18 protein-coding genes are annotated in these 26483 nt (G+C 44.7%); 10 read left to right on the forward strand and 8 right to left on the reverse strand.

Translation table 11 applies throughout. From position 1 onward, the window contains the following. Window positions 1-32: 32 nt before the first annotated feature. The 3 genes from hutG to hutC all read right to left on the reverse strand — a co-directional run bounded on the left by hutG (window position 33) and on the right by hutC (window position 3125). Window positions 33-1061: a formimidoylglutamase gene (gene hutG / locus NX845_RS16465; RefSeq protein ID WP_102488258.1), complete on the reverse strand. Its 1029-nt coding sequence runs from the start codon at window positions 1059-1061 to the stop codon at window positions 33-35. Beyond that, a complete protein-coding gene (hutI, locus tag NX845_RS16470; protein ID WP_102488257.1) occupies window positions 1048-2298 on the reverse strand; it encodes an imidazolonepropionase in 1251 nt (416 codons plus the stop codon). Before hutI ends, hutG begins: the two co-directional genes overlap by 14 nt. A 113-nt stretch (window positions 2299-2411) precedes the next feature. Further along, window positions 2412-3125, reverse strand: a complete 714-nt coding sequence (gene hutC / locus NX845_RS16475) for a histidine utilization repressor (RefSeq protein WP_102488256.1) — start codon at window positions 3123-3125, stop codon at window positions 2412-2414. A gap of 181 nt (window positions 3126-3306) precedes the next feature. Between hutC and NX845_RS16480 the strand changes: the two genes are divergently transcribed. After that, window positions 3307-4050, forward strand: a complete 744-nt coding sequence (locus tag NX845_RS16480) for a sporulation protein (protein WP_260256999.1) — start codon at window positions 3307-3309, stop codon at window positions 4048-4050. A 116-nt stretch (window positions 4051-4166) separates the two neighbouring features. Here NX845_RS16480 and NX845_RS16485 read toward each other — a convergent pair whose 3' ends face one another. Continuing rightward, window positions 4167-5150 (reverse strand): DUF3187 family protein, encoded by a 984-nt coding sequence (locus NX845_RS16485; protein WP_260257000.1) that lies wholly within the window; start codon window positions 5148-5150, stop codon window positions 4167-4169. Between the two features lie 397 nt (window positions 5151-5547). On the opposite strand from NX845_RS16485, the gene thrS reads away from it, so the two are divergent. The 6 genes from thrS to NX845_RS16515 all read left to right on the forward strand — a co-directional run bounded on the left by thrS (window position 5548) and on the right by NX845_RS16515 (window position 9790). Beyond that, complete coding sequence (thrS, locus tag NX845_RS16490; RefSeq protein ID WP_029222173.1) at window positions 5548-7476, forward strand: threonine--tRNA ligase; 1929 nt, start codon at window positions 5548-5550, stop codon at window positions 7474-7476. A 2-nt stretch (window positions 7477-7478) separates the two neighbouring features. Next, on the forward strand, window positions 7479-8030 hold the full coding sequence (infC, locus tag NX845_RS16495) for a translation initiation factor IF-3 (protein ID WP_076646145.1): 552 nt from the start codon (window positions 7479-7481) through the stop codon (window positions 8028-8030). 104 nt (window positions 8031-8134) lie between these two features. Continuing rightward, on the forward strand, window positions 8135-8329 hold the full coding sequence (rpmI, locus tag NX845_RS16500; protein ID WP_004733518.1) for a 50S ribosomal protein L35: 195 nt from the start codon (window positions 8135-8137) through the stop codon (window positions 8327-8329). Window positions 8330-8371: 42 nt separating this feature from the next. After that, window positions 8372-8725, forward strand: coding sequence for a 50S ribosomal protein L20 (gene rplT, locus NX845_RS16505; RefSeq protein ID WP_004733517.1), 354 nt, complete (start codon window positions 8372-8374; stop codon window positions 8723-8725). A 231-nt stretch (window positions 8726-8956) separates the two neighbouring features. Next, complete coding sequence (gene yqfB, locus NX845_RS16510) at window positions 8957-9271, forward strand: N(4)-acetylcytidine aminohydrolase (protein ID WP_017091632.1); 315 nt, start codon at window positions 8957-8959, stop codon at window positions 9269-9271. A 69-nt stretch (window positions 9272-9340) separates the two neighbouring features. Then, window positions 9341-9790 carry a hypothetical protein gene (locus NX845_RS16515; protein WP_017091633.1) on the forward strand — a complete coding sequence of 150 codons (450 nt, stop codon included), beginning with the start codon at window positions 9341-9343 and terminating at the stop codon, window positions 9788-9790. A gap of 149 nt (window positions 9791-9939) precedes the next feature. Here the strand turns inward: NX845_RS16515 and NX845_RS16520 are convergent, their stop codons facing one another. From NX845_RS16520 to NX845_RS16535, 4 genes are all read right to left on the reverse strand, one after another. Then, window positions 9940-11178 (reverse strand): leucine-rich repeat-containing protein kinase family protein, encoded by a 1239-nt coding sequence (locus NX845_RS16520; protein WP_260257001.1) that lies wholly within the window; start codon window positions 11176-11178, stop codon window positions 9940-9942. Window positions 11179-11292: 114 nt separating this feature from the next. After that, window positions 11293-12867, reverse strand: a complete 1575-nt coding sequence (locus tag NX845_RS16525) for an ABC-F family ATP-binding cassette domain-containing protein (RefSeq protein WP_260257002.1) — start codon at window positions 12865-12867, stop codon at window positions 11293-11295. Between the two features lie 495 nt (window positions 12868-13362). Beyond that, a complete protein-coding gene (locus tag NX845_RS16530; RefSeq protein WP_017091636.1) occupies window positions 13363-13941 on the reverse strand; it encodes a TetR/AcrR family transcriptional regulator in 579 nt (192 codons plus the stop codon). Then, complete coding sequence (locus NX845_RS16535) at window positions 13938-15374, reverse strand: coniferyl aldehyde dehydrogenase (RefSeq protein ID WP_260257003.1); 1437 nt, start codon at window positions 15372-15374, stop codon at window positions 13938-13940. Before NX845_RS16535 ends, NX845_RS16530 begins: the two co-directional genes overlap by 4 nt. Before the next feature lie 560 nt (window positions 15375-15934). On the opposite strand from NX845_RS16535, the gene speA reads away from it, so the two are divergent. The 3 genes from speA to NX845_RS16550 form a co-directional block, all read left to right on the forward strand. After that, complete coding sequence (gene speA / locus NX845_RS16540; protein WP_102447727.1) at window positions 15935-17842, forward strand: arginine decarboxylase; 1908 nt, start codon at window positions 15935-15937, stop codon at window positions 17840-17842. Beyond that, the gene (speB, locus tag NX845_RS16545; protein ID WP_260257004.1) at window positions 17842-18771 is read left to right on the forward strand and encodes an agmatinase; all 930 of its coding nucleotides are present in this window, start codon (window positions 17842-17844) and stop codon (window positions 18769-18771) included. Before speA ends, speB begins: the two co-directional genes overlap by 1 nt. Window positions 18772-19434: 663 nt before the next feature. Continuing rightward, a partial coding sequence (locus NX845_RS16550; protein ID WP_260257005.1) for a retention module-containing protein occupies window positions 19435-26483 on the forward strand: 7049 nt, incomplete at its 3' end.

Below are 26483 nucleotides of genomic sequence, written 5' to 3' on the forward strand. Positions count from 1 at the left end.
TAGTTGTAGTTGTAGTTATCGGTATAGCTGGATTAGGCGCTGGCCATTGCACTGGCTATATCCCAACACAAACGTGCCGCCAATCGAGCCGTTTGGCTATCGATGTCGTAGTCTGGGTTGTATTCCGCAATGTCCGCGATAATGAGTTTTTCACTGTGTTTGAAAATCTGTTCTAGAAAAGGAGCGAGTGCTTCATAGCTCACGCCTCTTGCCGCTGGTGCACTGACGCCCGGCGCTGTCGCTGCTGGAAATACGTCTAGATCGATAGTGAGATAGAGGTAATCACACTCAGCGATGAATTTTTGTAACTTAACCAGTTGAGCGACTTGGTTCACTTGGGTCATGTTGCGGTCGTGTTCATACCAAACGCCCAGTTGGTCAGCTTTATTAAACAGCGCTTTGGTATTACTAGCCGCACTCACACCAAGACAAGCGTAATGAAAAGACCACTGATGTGTATGGCAGTAATCGCTAATCTGGTTGAAAGGCGTACCTGAACTGGGTTTAACATCAGTAATGTCGCTTTCGAATTCACGAAGATCAAAGTGAGCATCAAAGTTGACGATACCAATCTTAGGTTTGCGTTCTGATTGAATTTTATTTAGATGTTCCGCAAGACCTTGAAACGATGCCCAAGCAACCTCGTGACCACCGCCAAGGGTAATCACTTTGTTGGTTGATAACGCATTGGCAATCACAGAAGCACACTGTTTTTGGCTGACTTCTAGTTGGCCATCATTGCATTCGATATCACCAAGGTCCGCGATGTGAGCATCACTGTGCCAAGCCATATTAGCCAACGCTTGGCGAATCAGGTTGGGTGCTTGTTTCGCGCCCACGCGTCCTTTATTCCTTGCAACACCTGCATCGCTGGCAAAGCCAACTAAGGCGATAGCGCTGCTAGTCAGCTCGTCACTTAACTCACTATTTTGCACTTGCTTGGTAATGTGATGAACGCGAGTACCGAGTGCGCCATCTTCAAGATCATTACGCCCTGTCCACACAAAGTTATGCACGGTTGTTGCGTTCTTTTGAATGCCGTTGGAATTAGATTGAGTCATGACACACCTCGCCATTAACAATGCGTTTATGTAGATGAGGAACACCAACTTGATAGCTCAGATCTGCTGGATGCTCGATATTCCAGATAGCCAAATCAGCGGCATAACCAATTTCAATTTTGCCTTTGGTTTGTGAGTCGCCAATGGCAGAAGCTGCGTTACAAGTTACACCGCGCAGCGCTTCTTCAGGCGTTGTACCAAACAGGGTGCAGCTCATGTTCATCATCAGCGTTAAATCAGCAAAGGGAGAAGTGCCGGGGTTTAAGTCGGTCGCTATTGCCATTGGAATGTTGTGTTCACGAAGTAGGGCGATAGGCGGCTGTTGAGTCTCTTTCAGGAAGTAGAAAGCACCGGGTAGCAAGGTGGCAATTGTGCCTGATTCTGCCAGTGCTTTTACTCCGGTTTCATCTAAGTACTCAACATGGTCAACAGAGAGTGCGCCGTATTTTGCTGCAAGTGCGCTACCACCCATATTCGAAAGTTGTTCAGTGTGGCCTTTAATCGCGAGCCCATGTTCTTTGGCTGCTGCAAAGACACGTTCGGTTTGTTCTAGGTTGAAGCCGATAGATTCGCAGAACACGTCAACGGCATCGGCGAGCCCTTGCTCTGCGGCTTTAGGAATGATCTCTTGGCAAACCAGATCGATATAGCTGTCCGGTTGTTCTTTATATTCAGGTGGCACAGCATGCGCTGCAAGGAGAGTGGTGGTGATCTTAATTCGGCGATGATTCTCTAACGCTTTAGCTGCGCGTAACATCTTGAGTTCATCATCAAGTGTTAAACCATAGCCAGATTTTACTTCGATGCTGGTTACGCCACTTCTTAGTAGGCCATCAAGTCTAGGCAGCGCCATTTCAACCAGTTCAGATTCTTGGGCTGCGCGGGTTGCTGTGACTGTCGCGAGAATCCCGCCGCCTTGCTTGGCGATGTCGGTGTAAGAGACACCATTCAAACGCTGCTCAAACTCGTTGGCGCGATTACCCGCAAATACGAGGTGAGTGTGGCAATCAATCAGCCCAGGGGTGACGAGTTTGTTCTTGCAATCATAGGTGATGTAATCCAAAGAACCATCAATACTTACTTGTTCTAACTCAGAAGCAAGTACGCCTTGGTTTGAACAAGAGATGGACACGATTTTACCGCTTTCGATAACGATATCTTGAGGGGAGGAGGGCTGATAACCGTCGACTCCCGAACTCATGGAGACCACTCGTGCGTTTTTGAGGATCAAATTCATAATCACCTAGATCTTTGCTAAACATTAAATGTATATACAAATAAATAGGCTAAACGCTGACCCGAATCAAGTCGATGTTGCAAAAATGTGATCGGCGATCAGGATGATGTTCTTTAATTTAGAAGTATCTTGGAGCTTAATTTGTACTTAGAACCAGGATGGTAGAGCAATGCAAAGCTGATGAGGCGCTCTTTACTCCATGTTCTTCTATTCAAAAGTAGGCAAGGTTCTGATTCAGATAGCTTTAGTGACGTTCTGATTTGAGAGTCAGGAATAATGGCTTCAACCGTGTGCTCGATTGCACTCAACGGGCAGCTTTTTGAAAGGTATTCATTGGGTGTAGAGGTTGAAAAGTCTTGCTCTAGGTATTTTGGTGCGGCTTGCGAGTTCACCCAGCGCGCTTCCAATTGAATCGGTGTGTTGTCAGCAAAGTGGATGATTTCACTATAGAATACTTCGGCATTGATCATCACACCTAACCGTGTCGCGGTGCTTTCATCTGCCTTGATGCTCTTGTGCTTGATAACCTGGCTAGCATACGTTTGACCTCGGTCTTTGATCTCTTGTGCGATGTTGTTGATATCAAGCAGCGGAGATTGCGCTTTTTCGTCTGGTTCACAAACAAAAGTACCTAGCCTTGGCTTCCTGATGAGTTTGCCTTCAGACACCAGATCTCGAATGGCTTTATTGACTGTCATTCTGCTCACTTTGAACTGCTCAGTGAGTTCTAGCTCTGTGGTTATCTGGTAACCCACTGGCCAGTGACCACTGGTGATATTCTCGTCTATGAACTGTTTTATCTGAAGGTAGAGCGGCGCTTTCGACATAATGAAACCTTATTTGACTATACAAATAGAGTAACGGAATTTTTCACGATTTCAACATTTCCTCGGGCAATGTGACCTTATTCAACATAGATGGGGCAAATTGCTTGATTCTGTGAGGCAAGTGTCGCAAATTGTCACGCAATAACTATTCGTAAATCAGATAATTAGAAAGGGAAATAATATGTTTAAGAAATTAAAGGCCTCGTTGGGCATCGGTGCAGCAAAGGTTGATACTGTCTTAGATAATATTGAAGTTTTCCAAGGTGGAGAGTTGTCTGGCAATGTTCACATTGTTGGTGGCGACGTTGAGCAACAAATCGACTTGATTAACTTGGTTCTCAACACAGAAGTAAAAGTAGAAACGGAAGACAGTACCAGCTACGAAACCTTTTCACTGGGTCGTATTCAAGCCGTAGAGCCTTTCGTTATCCAACCGGGTGAAACCAAACTGGTTCCATTCCGTCTTAAGTTAAATGATGAAACGCCAGTCACCGCGTTGAACGCACAAATGAACCAATGCCATGTGTGGGTTGAAACCAACCTAGATATAGGCTTCGCGATTGACCCTAAAGACCGTGACTTTATCTCCGTACACCCACTGCCAACAGTGGCTAAAATCATCCAAGGCGTGGAAGCATCGGGTATGGCAATGGTGAAAGCAGACGTAGAGAAGGGCTTCTTAAAAGGCAACAGCTTTGCTTCTCGTTCGGGCTGTTACCAAGAGATTGAATTTCGCAGCGGCGGCTTCATGAATAATAAAGAGATCGAGCTGTCATTCTTCGTAGAAGGTTCAATGGTTCACTGCCTAGCCGAAATCGACCGCTCAATGAGTTTTCGTGGCGACCAATACATCTCATTCAGCTTACCTGCGAACGCGGCTGACTCAGACATTCGCAACGCTGTATCAAGAATCATGAGTGCGTAGTTGCTATCTCTGTTAGTAGATGCTCTTTCTATTAATAGAGACAAGATAGTACGATTTCTATAGCCGAACTTAACCGTTCGGCTTTTTTAATTCTACTATCTCGACCCTAAATGGACTTACCACTGATGACGATAGGCCAACTGGAAGGTAACATCGGTGGAGTTGTCCATGTTGAAGATGTTTTCGATAATGGATATCTCGATCGCTGAACGTTGCATTAGGTAGCGATATCCAAGCATTATTTCATTTGCGGCTTCTGAAAACTCAGTATCACCGTCTTCGGCGCCTTCATACCAACGATACTCAAGGTGCAACTCATGGTTTTCAAATAGCGTGAGTTGATATCCTCCCATCCATGACCATGTTGTTTTCTTATGTATAAAACTATTTTCCACCTCTCGATTAGACTGATTGGCCAACCCTAAGCTTGTATAGAAGGTATTGATGTCGAGTTGGTATGCATAGTTGAGTTGAGCGCTTTGTTCGGTGCTGTTTCCCTTAAATGCACCGTGGTTGACGTTGTTGTGATAAAGGGAGACACCAAAAGATAGTCCATGGTTTTCAAGATTTATGATTTGGTATTGAGTGTAGAGTGTGAAAGCACTTGTCAGCGTGTCGCCGGAGAAGTCACTGATATTGATGCCATGGCTTGGCGCGTAAACATCAAATTGGTGTCTGTCTTTACGTTCCCGCCCTGCTTGGTCGATGCCAAATAGATCGTGGTAATTGATGATGACCTTATCAAGGTGATTATTGGCGGCGTATAACCAGCGATAGTTGAACTCTATTTGCCATGCTGTTGTTAGTTGCCATTTCAGCCCTGTTTGAAGTTGATTCTGATAATAGTCTAAATGATAGTCGTGAGAGTTAGCCCATATACTCGCGGCGGTTAAAGAAGCAAATACTTCAAGCTTGTTTTCTTCGAGCGGAAAGCCAGAGCGGAGCGTTGGAGTAAGACGAACTGACTGCAATGGTGCTTGGGTATAACTGATTAGCGGGCCGTAATCTTTGTTGGCCCATGCGGTTGGAGTAAAAACAACAGTTGCTATTAGTAATGATAAAGGTGGTATGAACGATATAAAGACAGCCTGTTTTCCCATATGCACCTCATTCGCATTCCGTTGCCTCTATATAGCTTAGTTCTAAATAACTCGTTTGTAAGAGATAAGTTGGAAGGGCGTACTCACAAGAGATAGGACAAATAGTTGAGTTGATACAGCTTGACTGGAAAGAGGAGGGGCAGGGAAGTTACCGGTATTATGATAAAACCTTATGAAACGAAGCGGTTGGAGAGCGGGCTGATTTTCTCTGTCATTGTCATTTCATATAATTTCGTTACAATGTTCGGCTACTCACAAATGGGGCATCTGTATTTGCTTCTATGTGGGTATCTTTATTATGCATATATCTCCGATCAACATACTTGTTGGTTGAAAAACATATATTAAACATTTTCATGTGTTGCTTGGTGTGCAACACCACTGTAAAGGACAAATAATGCCAATTATTACTCTTCCTGACGGTAGTCAGCGTCAATTTGACAACCCTGTATCAACTCTAGATGTTGCCCTATCAATCGGTCCTGGTCTTGCGAAAGCAACCATTGCTGGTCGTGTAGACGGCGAGCGTGTTGATGCTTGTGATCTTATCGAAAACGATGCAAGCCTAGAAATCATCACAGCTAAAGATGAAGTTGATGGCCTTGAGATCGTTCGTCACTCTTGTGCTCACCTTTTAGGTCACGCGATTAAGCAGCTTTTTCCAGAAGCGAAAATGGCGATCGGTCCTACCATCGATAACGGTTTCTACTACGATATCGACCTTGAGCACTCTCTAACGCAAGAAGATCTAGAAAAGATTGAAAAGCGTATGAAAGAGCTAGCGAAGACCAAGTACCAGGTTGTTAAGAAGAAAGTTAGCTGGCAGGAAGCGCGTGACGCATTCGAAGCTCGCGGCGAAACTTACAAAATCGAAATCTTGGATGAGAACGTTTCTAAAGACGATCGTCCAGGCCTGTACCATCATGAAGAATACATCGATATGTGTCGTGGTCCACACGTTCCACATATGGGCTTCTGCCAACACTTCACGCTACTTAACGTAGCGGGTGCTTACTGGCGTGGTAACAGTGACAACAAGATGCTTCAACGTATCTACGGCACTGCATTCCACGACAAGAAAGCGCTTAAGGCTCACCTAGTGCGCCTAGAAGAAGCGGCTAAGCGTGATCACCGTAAAATCGGTAAGCACTTAGATCTATTCCACATGCAGCAAGAAGCACCAGGCATGGTGTTCTGGCATCACAATGGTTGGACTATCTTCCGTGAGCTAGAAGTATTTATTCGTCAGAAGCTGACTGAGTACGATTACCAAGAAGTTAAAGGCCCATTAATGATGGACCGTGTTCTTTGGGAACGTTCTGGTCACTGGGATAAGTACGCTGAAGCGATGTTCACTACTTCTTCAGAGAACCGTGAATACGCGATTAAGCCAATGAACTGTCCTGGTCACGTTCAAATCTTCAACCAAGGTTTGAAATCTTACCGTGATCTACCGCTACGTATGGCTGAGTTCGGCTCATGTCACCGTAACGAGCCGTCTGGCGCACTTCACGGCATTATGCGTGTTCGTGGCTTCACTCAAGATGATGCTCACGTATTCTGTACTGAAGACCAAGTTCAGCAAGAAGTTAAAGCTTGTATTGAAATGGTTTACGATACTTACACAACTTTCGGTTTCGAAAACATTGTTGTTAAGCTATCTACTCGTCCAGAACAGCGCGTAGGTTCAGACGAAATGTGGGACCGTGCAGAGGCCGATCTTAAGCAAGCGCTTGAGGCGATGGAGATTGCATACGAGATTCAAGAAGGCGAGGGTGCGTTCTACGGACCTAAGATTGAATTTACTTTGCATGATTGTTTGGACCGCGCATGGCAATGTGGTACAGTGCAGCTCGATTTTGCATTACCAGAACGTTTAGGTGCAACTTACGTAGGTGAAGATAACGAGCGTCACACGCCAGTTATGATCCACCGCGCGATTTTAGGTTCACTAGAACGCTTCATTGGTATTCTTATTGAAGAATACGCTGGCTTCTTCCCAACGTGGTTGGCGCCAGAACAAGCAATTGTTATGGGCATTACGGACAAACAGTCTGAATATGTACAAGAAATTGCGAAAAAACTGCAAAAAAGTGGATTTAGAGTCAAAGCAGACTTGAGAAATGAGAAGATTGGCTTTAAAATCCGCGAACATACTTTGAAACGTGTACCGTTCATGCTTGTGTGTGGTGACCAAGAAATGGAAGCCGGCGAAATTGCAGTACGTACACGTAAAGGTAAGGACCTTGGTAAATTTAAAGTGGATGACTTTATTTCATACATCCAAGCCGAGGTTTCAAACCGTAAGCTCAATCTGGAGGAATAGCTATTAAAGGCGGAAGACGTGGCCAACAACCGGCCAAACAAAACCAGCACCGTTTAAACGGTGACATTCGTGGCGTTCGTGAAGTGCGTCTAACTGGCGCAGACGGCGAAGCTGTTGGTGTAGTAACAATCGCTGAAGCGATGGAAGCTGCAAATGAAGCTGGTATGGATCTCGTAGAGATCAGCCCTAACGCCGAGCCGCCAGTTTGTCGTGTGATGGACTACGGTAAGTTCCTCTTCGAGAAGAGCAAAGCTGCGAAAGAGCAGAAGAAAAAGCAAAAGCAGGTTCAGATCAAGGAAATTAAATTCCGACCTGGAACTGATATTGGAGACTATCAGGTAAAACTACGCAACCTGACTGGTTTCCTTGAAGACGGCAACAAAGTGAAGGTAACAATTCGCTTCCGTGGCCGCGAAATGGCTCACCAAGAAATCGGTGTTGACGTTCTTAATCGTTTGAAAATCGATACTGAAGAATTTGCAGTTGTCGAATCTTTCCCAACGAGAATTGAAGGTCGCCAGATGATCATGGTGTTGGCCCCTAAAAAGAAGTAATTAACGGCTTTACAAGTAATTAAACCTTGCAGCCATAGGCTGTAGGGTTTTATTCGCCCTAATTACTATGTTATTAACAACTCAACAATGCGGAGTTATTCATCATGCCTAAGATGAAAACCAACAAAGGTGCTGCTAAGCGTTTCCAGAAAACTGCTGGTGGTATTAAGTTTAAGCACGCTGGTAAACGTCACATCCTGACTAAGCGTACTACTAAGAACAAGCGTCAGCTTCGTCCGAACTCAATCCTTCCAAAATGTGAAGTGGCTGCAGTTCTACGTATGATGCCATACGCTTAATTCTTTTTAGTTTATAAATTCGTTTAGTTTAGGAGAAGCATAATGCCTCGCGTAAAACGTGGTGTACAAGCTCGTGCACGTCATAAGAAAGTTCTAAAACAAGCTAAAGGTTACTACGGAGCACGTTCACGTGTTTACCGCGTAGCTTTCCAAGCAGTTACCAAAGCTGGTCAATACGCTTACCGTGACCGTCGCAACAAGAAACGTCAATTCCGTCAACTTTGGATTGCACGTATCAATGCGGCATCTCGTCAAAATGGTCTATCTTACAGCCGTTTCATCAATGGCCTTAAGAAAGCATCTATCGAGATCGACCGTAAGATTCTTGCTGACATCGCAGTATTCGACAAAGCAGCATTTGCTGTTCTAGTTGAAAAAGCGAAAGCATCTCTATAATTTAGAGTTAGCTTAAAGGTTTAAGAAAAGGAGAACTTCGGTTCTCCTTTTTTATTGCCTGTAATTTGGCTCTTTAGAGATTCCCTCCTTCCCTCCATCCATCCTTCCTTCCTTCCTTCGTCAGTCTAGGGAATGACGAGATGAAATTCCGCATCTAATTTTTATTCGCTTGAACAGGCATTCTGGTATATAAACATCTACCTAACCTCTAATGTTAAGCGACCGAGATAAATGACCGCACCTACCACTATGACGTTCTTCGAACGTTTTGAAACTGACATCCTTTCTGGCAAAAAGACCATTACTATTCGCGATGAATCTGAACGCGACTACCAGCCAGGTAGCGTTGTGGAAGTATCTACGCTAGAGCAAGGCCGTGTGTTCTGTAACCTTAAGATCATCAGCGTTGAACCAATCCTGTTTGATGACTTAGGTGAGTTCCATGCGGAGCAAGAGAACATGACGCTGCAAGTACTCAAAGACGTGATTCAAGATATCTATCCGGGTATCTCTCAGCTGTATGTGGTTTCTTACGAGCTTGTGTAACCCGCTTTAAATGAAATTTGTTGATCACTACAGTGTTTAACTGCTGAGCAATAAGAAAGGGAAGTCACAATGAGTGAATTACAGAACGAAACAGTTCAGCAAATTTTGCTTCAACTTTATTGTCGTGAGCAAACTGAGCTACCGTTAATTTCTCGAATTGATCTCGACATTGGTCTTTATGATAATGAAGGCTTTCTAGCGTGGCGTGATACAAAGCGTGACTTTACTGTCAGTGATATCGAGAGTCGAGTGTGGGTGAAGAGTTGCCCCGGCGGCTATATCACTGAAGTGCACTTCAATGCTGACGGTTCTCTAACTGAATACCGTTTGTTCGATCGATTTGAAACAACAGGACAGTGGCAGTTAGCAGACGGTTTGTTACACGTCGAGATTCTGAAGGGTGACAACCGCTACCAGTTTGCTGTTGTGGCTCGTGCTGACCTTAATATTCATTCTGCGGTGGAATATAAAAATGGTGAGCTGCATTCGTATCTGAAATTGGTGCAGGCTGAGCGTTAATCCCTTTTAGCCGACCTTGCTTGTCCATTAGAATAAGTGATATTCCAAGAATAACAAAGCCAACAGTGATGTTGGCTTTGTTGTTTTCAATTCGACCGATTACTTCCAATCAACGCGCTATTAAGCTATTAAGCTATTAAGTTAAGCCATTAAGCTTCGAAGTTCGCCAATCGAGTATAAAGCTCGCTGTCTTGATCTTGCCTTGCACAAACCGTCAGTAGGTCTTCAATAAAGTACTTCAATGCACGTGCTTCAATTCGTCGAATGCCTTGTTGTTGCTCTTCAGTTAGGTAACCGTAGATAGTTGCGGCGCCAAAGTCACCAAAGATCATCTGACCTTGCTCGTTAACCAAAGTGTTGTGTGCATATAGATCACCATGACAAACTTTGTTGGCATGAAGGTGTTCAAACACATCAATCATCTGAGCTGTAATGCTATTGATTTGAGCAATTGAAAGCTCAAAGCCTTCATTGAACGTATCGCGAGTACAGCTTTCAAGAGTAGGGGGCAAACCTAGGTTGTAATAGTTGCTTGGGATAAGCTCCATGACCAACGCTAGGTAGTCTGACTCGTCGACTTGAGCGATAGACTTCACTAGGTTGCTATGTTGGCCGGCTTGAAGACACGCTTCAAGTTCATCGTGTGGGTAACCGTCACTGGTCACTTCGCCTTTGAATACTTTAACCGCCACTTCTTGTGGGAAATCAAAGTCACCGTTTAACCAGTTAGCATGTGAAATTACGCCAGACGCACCCTGACCAAGTACTTGATTCAGTGAGTAGCATTGCGAACTCACGGCAGGCACGCTATCTAAGTTGCTTGGGTGTTTACAAAACGGGTTACCCGCAAACGCTAACCACGCCAGTTTTGGTAGCTTGATTAGGAACTCAGGGAACTCAGTCAGTTGGTTTGCAGACAGACGAACTAGCTCAAGGTTTGATAGGTTTTCCATGCTTTCTGGTAGAACACGAATCTTGTTACCCGCCAATGCGAGCTTTTGTAGTCGTGCTCTTTCACCTAAAGAGTGAGGGAGAACCTCGATCGCATTGTCTGTCAGGATCAACCAACGTAGTTGAGTAGGCAGAGATTGCTCGCAAACGGTATTGATTTGGTTGGTTTTGAAGCCAACCATTTCGAGCTTAGGAAGAGTACCTAGAACATCAGGCAGGTGCGTAAACAGGTTATTCGACGCGAAGATAATTCGCAGGTTAGTCAGCTGCGATAACTCTTCTGGTAAATCTGACAGTTGATTGCCTGAAAGGTCTAGAATCTCAAGAGAATCAGCGAGTTCTAAGATCTCTAATGGAAATTCGGTGAGACCTTCTGACAGTTTTAAGCGCTTAATACCTTTGAGTTGCCCTGATTTTAATTGTTCTAGAGTATGCAAACCTTAGCCTTATGAATAGATGTTCGAGGCGCGTAGTTTACTTGTCTCAATCAAGAAAGGCGAGCACCGGAACGATGCTCGCTTAACTAATCTAAGTGAACGAATCTACGAAGGTTAAAGTCGTATATGGTTTTGGCTAACGCCGACCTCCTCAACAAAATCGCTGTCATGACTCACCAAGATGAACGCACCCTGGTATTCACGTAAAGCGGACGCCAATATTTGCTTTGAGTCGATGTCTAGGTGGTTGTCCGGTTCATCGAGTAATAGAAGCGGGGTGTCTTGCTTATGGCTAACGATCAACATCGCCAGCTTCATTTTTTCACCACCACTTAAATGAGCCACTTTTCGGTATACGGAGTCTCGCCTGAACCCAATTCCAGCGAGCAAGGTTCGTGCGTCACTTTCTGTTAACCCAAAGCTGTGTGTCATCAAGCTATCGAACATCGTATCGTTGGTGTCTAACAGGCCAAAGTGTTGATCCAAGTATACGGTCGCCCCTAAGCGCTTAATGGATCTGATATAGTTCGAGTGTTGGCCATGAATGGCTTTTAACAGTGTCGATTTTCCACACCCGTTAGCCCCGGTTAGATAGCATCGTTCCCCTTGTGATAGAGAGAAGCTAATAGGAGCACCAGAACCAAAATTTAGGCGACACTCTTCAACGGTTAATAGTGAGTGTTTTTTAGTAGCATTCGCTTGTTGTAGGTATAACGCTTGTGGTTTCATCCGCTCTTTCTGTTCTTTAAGCGACTGAAGTTTATGTTGGTTTTGTTCAATGAGGTTCCTTTGACTTGTCGCCGACGCGGCTTGGCTTTGACCTGCTTTATCTTTCATCGCATCCAATAAGATCTTGGGTTGGCTACCTGACTTTCTGAGTCGGTTTCCCTGAGACTCTCGCTGCTGCGCCTTTTCCTTGTTGGTTTGAGCTTGACGCTCGAGTCGTTTCTTTTCGGACTGATGATGCGCAATCTGTTTGTCTAGCGCTTCGCTTTGGCTAGACACTTGTTTGAAGTAATCATCATAATTTCCTTTATAGAAATGTACGCCCAAGCTGTTTAGATGGTAGATCCCGTCCATTTGTCTCAATAAGCTTCGATCATGGCTGACGACAAGTACCTTGCCTTCAAACAACTGGCATTGTTCTAGTAACCAATTGCGTCCATCGTTATCCAAATGGTTCGAAGGCTCATCGAGGATCAGTATGTCGTTATTTGATACGAATAGCCGATGAAGCTGTAACAGGGCAAGTTGCCCACCACTCAAAGAGCAACAAAGCGTGTTTAAATCACTAGTGATCTTTAGTGTACCTAGCAACTGCTGGGTACGTGTCTCTAAATCCCAATCATCTCCAACGATATTGAAGTGCTGCAGTTCGCAGCTACCTTGCTCTATCGCTTTTAATGCATCTAACTTTTCGGTGAGCCCTAAGAAGTCAGCGATGGTGGTGGCGGAATCCAGTAGCGTTGATGGTAACTGAGAGTAAAAGCCGATCGAACCTTGGCGCGAAATACTGCCTGTTGTGGGCTGTTTTTGCCCGATCAGTAACGAAAGAAGTAGTGACTTTCCAGCCCCATTTCTTCCGACTAGGCCGGTGAGGCGAGTGCTCAAATTAAAGGTGATGTCTTTGAATAACCACTCACCAGTATCGAGTTGGAATGAGAGATTGTTGGCTAATATAGTAGGCATAAAAATACCTCCCTTTACGTGTAAACGAGTAAAAGGGGTGAGGCGCTTTTTCTATATAGAACCCTGCACAGAATTCTATGTATAGATCGCCAAAGACGTTACTTAGGTAGCGTACCAATCAAAGATAGGAAATAGAGTGCTGATCTGATTTCTGTCTTTAAGGTGCTGATCTTAAAGATGTAGCTTGTCAAAAAACGGATCTTTAAGAGCTTGATTTGTCGCGAAAATAGATGACGAAGTAACGCCCACTAACCCCGAGTGTCCAAATGATTTTTATAAAAATAAATCGGATGTCAGGATGTTAGTACTTCATTATGGCGTTATTCTCTTTTGAAATGATGGTGGGATGGTACTGAAAGAGGGTGCTTAAAGTCAATATGGTGATGTGATTAAAATGTATCCAAATAATTAAAGCGCCTCATTCCTATATATAGATATAACTATGAGGCGCTTTAGAGTGTTCTTTGAAAGCAAGAGCTTCAAATAATGTGCAAATTACAGGTTTTGTCCGCCGACAGCTCGCCAACACATATCAAAGCTATCATTGATGTACTTCGATGTTTGCTCTGGTGGAGATTCGTTTTGCTCAATAAGCCAGTTTGCACAAATCAGAAAGTGGCTATGGATAAAGTGCCTTACAAGGTTAATGTCTAACACCATCAATTCACCGTCCTCTTGTCCTTGCAAAATGATCTCGTCTAATGACGCGAACATCTGCGAGACGATCACTTCTCGAGTTTGAGTTGTTGGGTCGAAATGAACATTGGTGAAGAACTTCATCGCAATCGGATTTTCTAGTGCCCATTCAATCCCAGTGATCCACATGAACTTAAAGGCTTGGTAGCGATCATCTACTGCCACATCAGTGTGCGGTTGAAGGGTCGAGAATAGCTCTAGCTTCAGCTCGCGAAACAGTTCATCAATCAATAGAGATTTGTTCTCGAAGTGGTGAAACAACGTCGCTTTTGCCACGCCGGCTGTTTTCGCTATTTGTCCGGTAGATGTGCCCTCTAGCCCTTGTTGAGAGAAGAGCAGGAGTGCAGCATCTAGGATTTTTTGTCTTTTGGTGATCATCTATTGAGTACTTTGAACATCAGTTTCTTGATTGGGTTGTTGTAAGGAGGATGCATTAACTTGGTGAAGTTGATTTTTCCTCTGCTTAGAACGGTTTTGGCATGGCTAAAGGTCTTGAAGCCTTCAATGCCGTGATAGTGTCCCATGCCTGAAGGGCCTATGCCACCGAACGGCGCGTCTTCTGCTGCCACATGCACCAAAGAATCATTAATACACACGCCGCCAGAGTGCGTGCTCGATAAGATTAGATCTTGAGTCTGCTTATCATGACTCATCAGGTACAAAGCAAGCGGACGTTCTCTTGTTGTGATGTAGCTGATCGCTTCTTCAATAGAATCATAAGGAACTATAGGCAGTACGGGGCCAAACAACTCTTCTTGCATTGCGACCATGTCGTCGTTCACTTCGGTGAGAAGGTGCGGCGTCATTCTGTGGTTTACGTCGTCTTGCGCTTGTTCGGTGACGGTGTGAACAACTGCGCCTTTAGATTGAGCATCTGCAATCACCCCCTTCAAACGATTGTATTGACGCATATCGATCACTGAAGTTAAGTCTTTACTCTCAATGCCTGCTTTATACAGCTTTTTGAAGTATTGCTTATAAGCTGTGATGAACGCATCGATTTTTTCTCGTGGCAATAAGATGTAATCGGGCGCCACACAAATCTGGCCAGCGTTTAAGCTTTTTGCAAACAGGATGCGTTCAACGGCGTCAGCCACATCAAAGTCGGGAGCAATAATCGTTGGAGACTTGCCGCCTAACTCCAAAGTTACTGGCGTTAAGTTGTCGGCTGCTGCTCTCATGACGTGCTTACCAACAGAGGTCGACCCAGTAAATAGAATATGGTCAAACGGGAGCTGGCTAAATTTAGCGGAAACATCCGCTTCACCTTCGATAATCGCGACTTGATCTTCACTAAAGCCTTCGGCCAGCATGGCTTTTAAAACTTGGTTGGTCGCAGGAGTAAACTCGGACATCTTGAGCATTGCAGTGTTGCCCGCCGCTAACGCAGTGATGAGAGGACCTAAAGAGAGCATTATAGGAAAGTTCCAAGGAACGATAATGCCTACAACGCCCACAGGCTGATAATGAACCGTGATCTTTGCTGGCGTCAGCATCAAACCGGCTTTGCGGCGTGATGGCTTCAACCACTTCTTAAGGTTCTTATCACTGTAATTAATTTGGTGAAGAGAAGGGGTGATATCAGCAATCAAGCTGTCGTGTTTTGCGCGATGACCATAATCTTCAGACACTGCGTCAATCAATTGCTCTTGGTAGCGTATTAGCAACGCTTTTAATTCCGAGAGGTTTTTTCTTCTCTGCTCAAGCGTTGGATTAACATTACTGCGGTAGTGATCTTTTTGTCGGTTGAATATTTTATCCATGTCGTTGAGGTTCGACGTGGTTGGTTCAAGGTCTAGATTATGGCTCATAGTATCCCCTAAATTCGAAAGCTGACCGATTGGTTGGTCAGCTGAAATTACAAGAAGATCGAACCGAATACAAGATATGCGCGAGAAAAGTTCAAAAATTGAGCGGTTACAACATTGAAGTGAGCGAGTTTTAGTAGGAAGAATGAAGTGTTTATAGGCCTCGAATCGTGGGATACAAGTTGTGTTTGTGATAGCGAGAGTTCAGATTGGGAAGTGGTCATATTTGTCACACCCCTGACTTACTTGACCAGATTAGCCAAGAATTTTATGTGCCTTTGGTATTTTATGCATCTGATTTTTTGTTAGAAAGTGCTTTAAATCTAATGCGCTTCAGCCTGTTTTTTGGCCTAAAACCTTGTAATACCTTACCTGTCACTTTAAGTCGGATCGACGATAAAAAAACGTAATCGTAACCACAAATATCAATGGTTGGACTCACTCTTAATAATATCGGTTAATGCAGCCAACAAATCGTTTTCGAACGTTTTTTGTTGGGTTATACCTCGCTATTCCAATGAGGTATCTTCTGTCGATGGCCCTATAGTGTGAGGTCTCTAGAATTGGAAAATTCGGTTAATTTGGAACGCATCCGTGCTGAGTATAATGTAAAGCACTGGAGCCAAGGTTTTTATGGAATTGATGATAACGGTGAGGTGTATGTTTCACCGAGCGAAACCGATCATCAAGTTCCTCTTAGTCAGATCGTAAAACAGTTAGAGCAGCGAAATATTGGTTTGCCTGCTCTTGTGCGTTTTCCTCAAATCGTGCATCAACGTGTGCACAATATCTGTAACGCATTCAACCAAGCGATCGACGAATATCAGTACGATAACCGTTACCTACTTGTTTACCCGATTAAAGTTAACCAACAGAAAGAAGTGGTTGACGAGATCTTAGCGAGCCAAGCTCAATTAGAGCAGAAGCAGCTTGGTTTAGAGGCGGGCAGCAAGCCTGAACTATTAGCGGTATTGGCACTGGCTCAAAAAGCGAGCTCGGTGATCGTGTGTAACGGTTACAAAGACAGAGAATACATCCGTCTTGCGCTTATTGGCGAAAAGCTGGGTCATAAAGTCTTTATCGTTCTAGAGAAGCTCTCTGAGCTTGATCTTGTTCTTTCTGAAGCGAAAGCGCTTGGCGTGAAACCTCGTTTAGGTTTACGTATTCGTCTTGCTTCTCAAGGCGCAGGTAAATGGCAAGCAAGTGGTGGGGAGAAGTCGAAGTTTGGTTTGTCTGCATCACAAGTGCTTACCGTTATTGAACGCTTGAAAGCAGAAGATCAGCTTGATGTTCTAGAGTTAGTGCATTTCCATCTTGGTTCACAAATGGCCAATATTCGTGATGTAAGAAATGGTGTGAGCGAAGCGGCTCGCTTCTACTGTGAACTGCGCGATATCGGTGCTCAATTGAAGTACTTAGATGTTGGTGGTGGTTTGGCGGTTGATTACGACGGCACACGCAGCCAATCTTCAAACTCAATGAATTACGGCTTGCTTGAGTACGCTCGCAACATCGTGATGACAGTCGGGGATATTTGTAAGCTCTACAATCAACCACAGCCTGTGATTATTTCGGAATCTGGTCGCTCACTGACTGCGCACCATGCTGTATTGATCACCAACGTGATTGGTACTGAAAGCTACTCGCCAGAAGATATGGCTGCGCCTGAAGCTGATGCACCAATGTTGCTAAACAACATGTGGAGGAACTTCTTAGAGCTAGATGCAGGTAACGATGATCGAGCGTTGATCGAGATCTATAACGACACGCAGAGTGATATCGCAGAAGCACACAACCAATTTGCAACAGGCATGCTGAACCTTCAGCATCGTGCTTGGGCAGAACAGATGTCTTTGCGAATTAACTACGAACTTAGCTCTCGCATGAGTACTAAAAACCGCTACCACCGTCCAATCTTGGATGAGTTGAGCGAGCGTTTGGCTGATAAGTTTTTCGTGAACTTCTCGTTGTTCCAATCGCTGCCAGATGCTTGGGGTATCGATCAGGTGTTCCCTGTATTGCCTCTAAGTGGTTTGGATAATGCGGATGAGCGACGCGCTGTGGTACTGGATATCACATGTGATTCTGACGGTACGATTGATCAGTACGTTGATGGTCAAGGTATTGAAACAACGTTGCCAGTTCCTGCATGGAACCCAGATGAACCTTATCTGATGGGCTTTTTCTTAGTAGGCGCATACCAAGAGATCTTGGGCGATATGCACAACCTATTTGGTGATACGCACAGCGTAGTGGTCAACGTTGACGAAAGCGGTGAAGCGAACATCGATTACATCAACGAAGGCGACACGGTTGAAGACATGATGCGTTATGTTCACATCGATATGGACCTGATTCGTCAGAACTACAAAGAACTGGTAACAGCAAAAGTACCAGCACAAGAGCAGCAAAGCGTACTTGAAGAGTTAGAGCAAGGCCTGATGGGTTACACCTATCTTGAGGATTTTTAATGAACGATCTATTTACGAAACCAGATTACTCGCTGTATTCCAACGCCATGACGTTTATGCGTCGTCCATTGGTACAGAACCCAATCGATTGCGATGCCGATGTGGTTGTGTTAGGTGCGCCGTTAGATATGGCGACGTCGGGTCGTCCGGGCGCTCGTATGGGACCAGATTCGATTCGTCGTGCGTCGGTAAACTTGGCGTGGGAAGGCAAAAAATTCCCTTGGGACTTCAATGTATTTGAACATACCTCGGTGATTGATGCTGGCGATCTTGTGTTTGATTGTGGTGATGCAGAAGACCTAACTCAGCGTTTAGAAGCGGCTGCTGATGCGATTCTAAACAATGGTAAAACTCTGTTAGGTTTAGGTGGCGATCACTTCATTACACTGCCTTTGTTAAGAGCATACGGCAAGAAGTACGGTGAGATGGCTCTGATTCACTTCGACGCGCACACTGACACTTACAGTCAGGGCAGTCGTTACGATCACGGTACTATGTTCTACCATGCGCCAAATGAAGGTTTAATTTCGCCTGAACATTCAGTGCAAATTGGTATTCGTACAGAGTACAAGCAGGAAGGTCACGGCTTCAATGTCATTAATGCGATGCAAGCCAATGACATGAGCGTTGACGAGATCATTGCTCAAGTGAAAGGTATTGTTGGTAATAAGCCAGTGTACTTAACGTTTGATATCGATTGTCTGGATCCTGCTTTTGCTCCGGGTACAGGTACGCCAGTATGCGGCGGTTTGAATTCAGACAAAGTTCTGAAAATTATCCGTGGCCTGCAAGGTATCAACATGGTCGGTATGGATGTTGTTGAGGTTTCACCTGCGTATGACCAAAGCGAGATTACAGCATTGGCTGGTGCAACTATCGCACTTGAGCTGCTTTATGTTTGGACGGCAAATCGCCTCGCTAAATCATAGTGTTTGATTGTTAAAAGCGTAACGCTACATACTGATTTTAAAGCCCACTAAGTTTCAACTTAGTGGGCTTTTTTGTTTTGTCGAGCAACAAAAATTCTATTCTCGCATCTCAGTAAGTAGTCTTTTCTTGGCTGTGAACTAATAGGCTAAAAGGCTCGTATTCTACGGTTTATCTCATGGTTTGTGAGCGAAAAATCATCACATTGATTCTGAGAGGTGTCTCAAAGATGGGACTTGCCTCTGCTTTACTAAGGATGCAGAGCTTACCGCTATTAATGCCCTGTATTCGCTAATGATTTATCAACTTTGTTACTGTATATATTTATAAAACGAAGATGTGTATTTATATTGCGTGCTCATTTGCATATTAATCAGCATCCTACTAACTTTTGACTAGGGTTTTTAAGCCTTGAAAGAATACTTGGATTTGCGAAAAGATGTCTCTTCGCACAGACATGGCATTTTTTATGGGGAAGACTAGGCTTAAGGGTAAGTAAACTATAAAAAAACAGGTGAAATACTTCTCTCTTTTCAAGCCGATTGGGCATAACAATGGATTGCCATTGATGAGAGCTAAGTATGTGTTCAATTAAAACCTGAAATTGCTATTACAAATAATTTTCACAGCGCTTAAAAATAGTGCTTTGTGACAACGGGGGATGTATGGATATTGAAGTTTCGCGACAGGTTGCGGTAGTTGAAGCAACGAGTGGAGATGTCGTCGTAGTTAAGCCAGACGGCAGCGCAAGAAAAGTTTCAGTTGGCGATACCATCCGTGAAAATGAGATCGTGATTACGGCCAACAAGTCAGAGCTTGTATTAGGCGTTCAGAATGATTCGATTCCGGTTGCAGAGAATTGCGTCGGTTGTGTTGATGACAACGCTGCATGGGTAGATGCCCCAATAGCTGGTGAGGTTAATTTTGACTTACAGCAAGCAGACGCAGAAACCTTCACTGAAGACGACCTTGCTGCAATTCAAGAAGCCATTTTAGGTGGTGCCGATCCGACTCAAATCTTAGAAGCAACGGCTGCTGGTGGCGGACTAGGTTCTGCAAATGCTGGCTTTGTGACGATTGACTATAACTACACTGAAACTCATCCATCGACTTTCTTTGAGACCGCTGGTCTAGCAGAACAAACTGTTGATGAAGACAGAGAAGAATTCAGATCGATCACTCGTTCATCAGGTGGCCAATCAATCAGTGAAACACTGACTGAAGGCTCCATATCTGGCAATACCTATCCCCAATCTGTAACAACGACAGAAACGATTATTGCTGGTAGTTTAGCTCTCGCCCCTGACTCTTTCATTCCAGAAACTTTATCCCTCGCTTCACTACTTAGTGAATTAAACAGCGACATTACTTCAAGTGGTCAGTCCGTTATCTTCACCTATGACGCGACGACTAATTCTATCGTTGGTGTTCAAGGTACCGACGAAGTATTACGTATCGACATTGATGCCGTCAGTGTTGGCAATAACATTGAGCTTTCTCTAACCACAACGATTTCCCAGCCGATTGATCATGTACCGTCGGTTGGCGGTGGTCAGGTTTCTTACACTGGCGATCAAATAGATATTGCCTTTGATATTCAAGGTGAAGACACCGCTGGGAACCCGCTAGCAACACCCGTTAACGCACAAGTTTCAGTGTTTGACGGGATAGATCCGTCTGTTGAAAGTGTCAATATCACTAACGTTGAAACTAGCAGCGCGGCAATCGAAGGGACGTTCTCAAATATTGGTAGTGATAACCTTCAATCAGCCGTATTTGATGCAAGTGCACTGGACCAGTTTGATGGGTTGCTCAGTGATAATCAAAACACGCTTGCGAGACTTTCTGATGATGGAACAACGATTACTCTGTCCATCCAAGGTCGAGGTGAGGTTGTTCTCACTATCTCTCTAGATACCGATGGCACCTATAAATTCGAGCAGTCTAATCCAATAGAACAAGTGGGTACCGATTCACTGACGTTCGCTTTGCCAATCACGATTACCGATTTTGACCAAGATGTTGTAACCAATACGATCAACATTGCCATTACTGATGGCGATAGCCCGGTTATCATTAATGTTGACAGTATTGACGTTGATGAAGCGGGTATTGTTGGCGGCTCACAAGAGGGCACGGCGCCAGTGTCTGGCACTGGCAGTATCACCGCGGACATTTTTGAAAGTGACATCATTGACCATTATGAACTTGAACCTACAGAATTTAATACTGGTGGCAGCTTGGTTTCAAATGGCGAGGCTGTGCTACTTGAGTTGATTGATGAAACCAACGGTGTAAGAACTTACGAAGGTTATGTTGAGGTCAATGGTTCGAGAATTACGGTCTTTGACGTTAAAATTGATAGCCCTTCATTGGGCAACTATGATTTTAATCTTTATGAAGAACTTTCTCATCAAGGCGCTGAAGATGCGCTGCTAACTTTTGCATTGCCAATTTATGCTGTTGATGCAGATGGCGACCGTTCTGCACTGTCTGGAGGTTCGAACACACCAGAAGCTGCTGAGATCCTCGTCAATGTTAAAGACGATGTCGTTGAGTTAGTTGATAAGGTTGAATCAGTCACCGAGCCGACCTTAGCGGGCGATACTATTGTTTCGTATAACCTGTTCAATTTTGAAGGCGCAGATGGTTCTACAATTCAATCGTTTAACTACGACGGTGTTGATTACTCACTCGATCAAAGCCTGCTCCCCGATGCTACCCAGATTTTCAGTTTTACTGAAGGTGTCGTCACTATCTCATTAAACGGTGACTTCAGTTTTGAAGTCGCTCGTGATATCGACCACTCAAGCAGTGAAACTATCGTCAAACAGTTCTCATTTTTAGCCGAAGATGGTGATGGGGATACTGATAGTTCGACGCTTGAGTTAAGTATTACCGATGGCCAAGATCTGATCATTGATTTGATCCCGCCTGTGACTCTCTCTGAAACCAACCTTAATGACGGCTCTGCTCCCAGCGGAAGTACAGTTAGCGCAACCGAGACGATTACCTCTACCGCAGGCAGCGACGATGTAGCAAGTTTCCGTATTGAACCAACAGAGTTTAATGTGGGCGGTGCACTTAAATCGAATGGATTTTCGGTTGAGATAAAAGAAGATTCGGCTAATCCGGGTACTTACATTGGCTTTATTACCAACGGTTCGGGCGCTGAAATCCCAGTGTTTACGATTGCTTTCTCTACGAGCACATTGGGTGAATACACCTTTACTCTGCTTGAAGCGTTAGACCATGTAGATGGTTTAGATAAGAACGATCTGAGCTTTGATCTGCCTATTTATGCGGTTGATACGGACGGCGACGATTCATTGGTGTCTCAGCTTAATGTGACTATCGGTGATGATGTTCAAATCATGCAAGACGGTACGTTAGATATCACCGAGCCAAATCTTGCTGACGGTACAATCACAACCAACACCATTGATGTAATGCCAAATCAAAGTGCTGATGGCGCGACGATCACTCAGTTCACTTATGACGGTGTCGTAAACACACTGGATCAAAGTATTTCAGGAGAACAGCAGTTCAGCTTCACAGAAGGCGAACTGTTTATCACCCTTGAAGGTGAAGTGCGCTTTGAGCCTAATCGCGATCTAGACCACTCAGTGAGTGAAGATATCGTGAAGTCGATTGTCGTGACTTCAAGCGACTTCGATAACGATCCGGTGACTTCAACCATTACGCTGACGATCACTGATGGTGATAACCCGACGATTGATGTTATTCCAAGTGTTACGCTTTCTGAAATTAACCTGAGCGATGGCTCTGCTCCAAGTGGCAGCGCGGTAAGCTCGACTCAAACTATTACTTTTACCAATCAAAGTGATGATGTGGTTCGTTTCCGTATTGAGCCAACGGAGTTCAATACTAACGATGATCTTAAATCGAACGGTTTAGCTGTTGAGTTACGTGAAGACCCGGCAGGGTCGGGTGACTACATTGGTTTTACGACCAGTGCGACGAACGTAGAAACTCCAGTATTCACATTAAGCTTTAATTCTGGATCATTAGGTGAATACACGTTCACACTCATCGAAGCGTTGGACCACCAAGATGCCCGTGGCAACAACGACCTCAGTTTTGATTTACCTGTTTACGCGGTAGATAGTGATGGCGATGATTCACTGGTGTCTCCGTTAAACGTCACTATCGGTGATGATGTTCAAATCATGCAAGATAGTACGTTAGATATCGTCGAGCCAAATCTTGCCGATGGCACTGTGACAACCAGCACCATTGATGTGATGCCAAATCAAAGTGCCGATGGCGCGACGATCACTCAATTCACTTATGATGGCCAGTTTCGAACACTTGACCAAAATGATAATGGCGAGCAGCAGTTTAGCTTCACAGAAGGTGAACTGTTCATCACGCTTCAAGGTGATGTGCGCTTTGAGCCTAATCGTAATCTAGACCACACACTGAACGAAGACATCGTGAAATCGATTGTGGTGACGTCTAGTGACTCGGATAACGATGTGCTGACTTCAACCGTCACGTTGACCATTACCGATGGTGATATCCCAACCATTGATAATGTTCCAACTGTGAACTTGTCTGAAACTAATCTGAGTGATGGCTCTGCACCTAGCGGCAGCGCGGTGAGTTCAACTCAAACTATTACTTACACCACTCAAAGTGATGATGTGACAAGCTTCCGTATTGAACCGACTGAATTTAATGTTGGTGGCGCTCTCACATCAAACGGATTGGCGGTTGAGCTGAAGGCCGATCCAACCACTCCGGGCGGCTACATCGGCTTTGTTACTGATGGCTCGAACGTTGAAACTAACGTGTTCACGATTAGCTTCTCGGATACCAATTTAGGTCAATACACCTTCACTTTACTTGAAGCATTAGACCATGCGGATGGCCTTGCAAATAACGATCTGAGCTTTGATCTGCCAGTCTACGCCGTTGACAGTGATGGCGATGATTCATTGGTTTCTCAATTGAGTGTAACCATTGGTGATGATGTTCAAATCATGCAGAGCAGTACGTTAGATATTGTCGAACCAAATTTGGCTGATGGCACTGTTTCAACTAACACCATCGATGTGATGCCAGAGCAAAGCGCCGATGGCGCGACGATCACTCAGTTTACTTATGACGGGCAAGTTCGCACTCTGGATCAAACTGACAATGGTGAGCAGCAATTTAGCTTCACGGAAGGTGAGTTGTTCATCACTCTTGAAGGTGAAGTACGCTTCGAGCCAAATCGTAACTTAGACCACACGGCTAGCGAAGACATCGTGAAGTCGATAGTGGTGACCTCAAGCGATTCAGACAATGACGTACTGACCTCCACAGTGACGCTGACCATTACCGATGGTGATATCCCAACCATTGATGTAATGCCAAACGTTAGTCTGTCTGAAATAAATCTTGCTGATGGCTCTGCGCCAAGCGGCAGTGCAGTCAGTCAAACTGAGACGATTACCTTCACCAATCAAAGCGATGATGTGGCGAGTTTCCGTATTGAGCCAACCGAGTTTAATGTGGGCGGTGCACTGAAATCGAATGGTTTTGCGGTTGAGATAAAAGAAGACTCTGCTAATCCAGGTACTTACATTGGCTTTATTACCAATGGTTCGGGCGCTGAAATCCCAGTGTTTACGATTGCTTTCTCTACGAGCACATTGGGTGAATACACCTTTACTCTGCTTGAAGCGTTAGACCATGTAGATGGTTTAGATAAGAACGATCTGAGCTTCGATCTGCCTGTTTATGCGGTCGATACGGACGGCGACGATTCACTGGTGTCTCAGCTTAATGTGACCATTGGTGATGATGTCCAAATCATGCAAGACGGTACGTTAGATATCACTGAGCCAAATCTAGCTGATGGTAAGGTGACGACCAACACCATTGATGTGATGCCAAATCAGAGTGCCGATGGCGCGACGATCACCCAGTTTACTTATGATGGTCAGTTACGAACACTTGATCAGAATGACACTGGTGAGCAGCAATTCAGTTTCACGGAAGGTGAATTGTTTATCACCCTTGAAGGTGAAGTGCGCTTTGAGCCAAATCGCGATCTAGACCATTCCGTTAGTGAAGATATCGTGAAGTCGATTGTCGTGACCTCAAGCGACTTCGATAACGACTCGCTGACTTCTTCCGTAACACTAACCATTACTGATGGTGATAACCCTACGATTGAGGTTATTCCGAGCGTTACTCTTTCTGAAACGAATCTGAGTGATGGCTCTGCCCCGAGTGGCAGCGCGGTAAGCTCGACTCAAACCATCACGTTTACCAATCAAAGTGATGATGTGGTTCGTTTCCGTATTGAGCCAACGGAGTTCAATACTAACGACGATCTTAAATCGAACGGTTTAGCCGTTGAGTTACGTGAAGATCCGGTAGGGTCGGGTGACTACATTGGTTTTACGACCAGTGCCACAAACGTAGAAACTACAGTATTCACATTAAGCTTTAATTCTGGGTCATTAGGTGAATACACGTTCACGCTCATCGAAGCGTTGGACCACCAAGATGCCCGCGGCAACAACGACCTCAGTTTTGAACTGCCTGTTTATGCGGTAGACAGTGATGGCGATGATTCACTGGTGTCTCAGCTAAATGTAACCATCGGTGATGATGTCCAAATCATGCAGGATGGTACCTTAGATATCACTGAGCCAAATCTTGCAGACGGCACAATCACAACGAATACTATCGATGTGATGCCAGAGCAAAGTGCCGATGGCGCGACGATCACTCAGTTTACTTATGACGGGCAAGTTCGAACTCTGGATCAAACTGACAATAGTGAGCAGCAATTTAGCTTCACAGAAGGTGAGTTGTTCATCACTCTTGAAGGTGAAGTTCGCTTCGAACCAAACCGCAATTTAGACCACACGGTTAGCGAAGACATCGTTAGGTCGATTGTGGTGACTTCAAGCGATTCAGATAACGATGCACTGACCTCCACAGTGACGCTGACCATTACGGATGGTGATAACCCAACCATTGATGCAGTGCCAAGCGTTACTCTGTCTGAAATCAATCTTAGTGACGGCTCTGCGCCAAGTGGCACTGCAGTTAGTCAAACTGAGACGATTACCTTCACCAATCAAAGTGATGATGTGACCAGTTTCCGTATTGAGCCAACCGAATTCAATGTGGGTGGTGCATTAAAATCGAATGGATTTGCGGTCGAGATAAAAGAAGATTCTGCTAATCCGGGTACTTACATCGGCTTTATCACTGATGGCTCGAACACTGAAGTTCCTGTATTCACGCTTGCCTTCTCTACGAGTACGTTGGGTGAATACACCTTTACCTTACTTGAAGCGCTAGACCATGTGGATGGTCTTGCGAATAACGACCTGAGCTTTGATCTACCCGTTTATGCGGTTGATACGGATGGCGACGATTCACTGGTGTCTCAGCTTAATGTGACCATCGGTGATGATGTTCAAATCATGCAAGATGGTACGTTAGATATTATCGAGCCAAATCTGGCTGATGGAACAATCACAACTAGCACCATTGATGTGATGCCAAATCAGAGTGCCGATGGCGCGACTATCACCCAGTTTACGTATGACGGTCAAGTTCGCACTCTGGATCAAACTGACAATGGTGAGCAGCAATTTAGCTTCACTGAAGGCGAGTTGTTCATCACTCTTGAAGGTGAAGTACGCTTCGAACCAAACCGAAATCTAGACCACACAGCTAGCGA

This window comes from Vibrio sp. NC2, assembly GCF_025195005.1.
In the GTDB taxonomy this organism is placed as follows: Bacteria; Pseudomonadota; Gammaproteobacteria; order Enterobacterales; family Vibrionaceae; genus Vibrio; species Vibrio splendidus.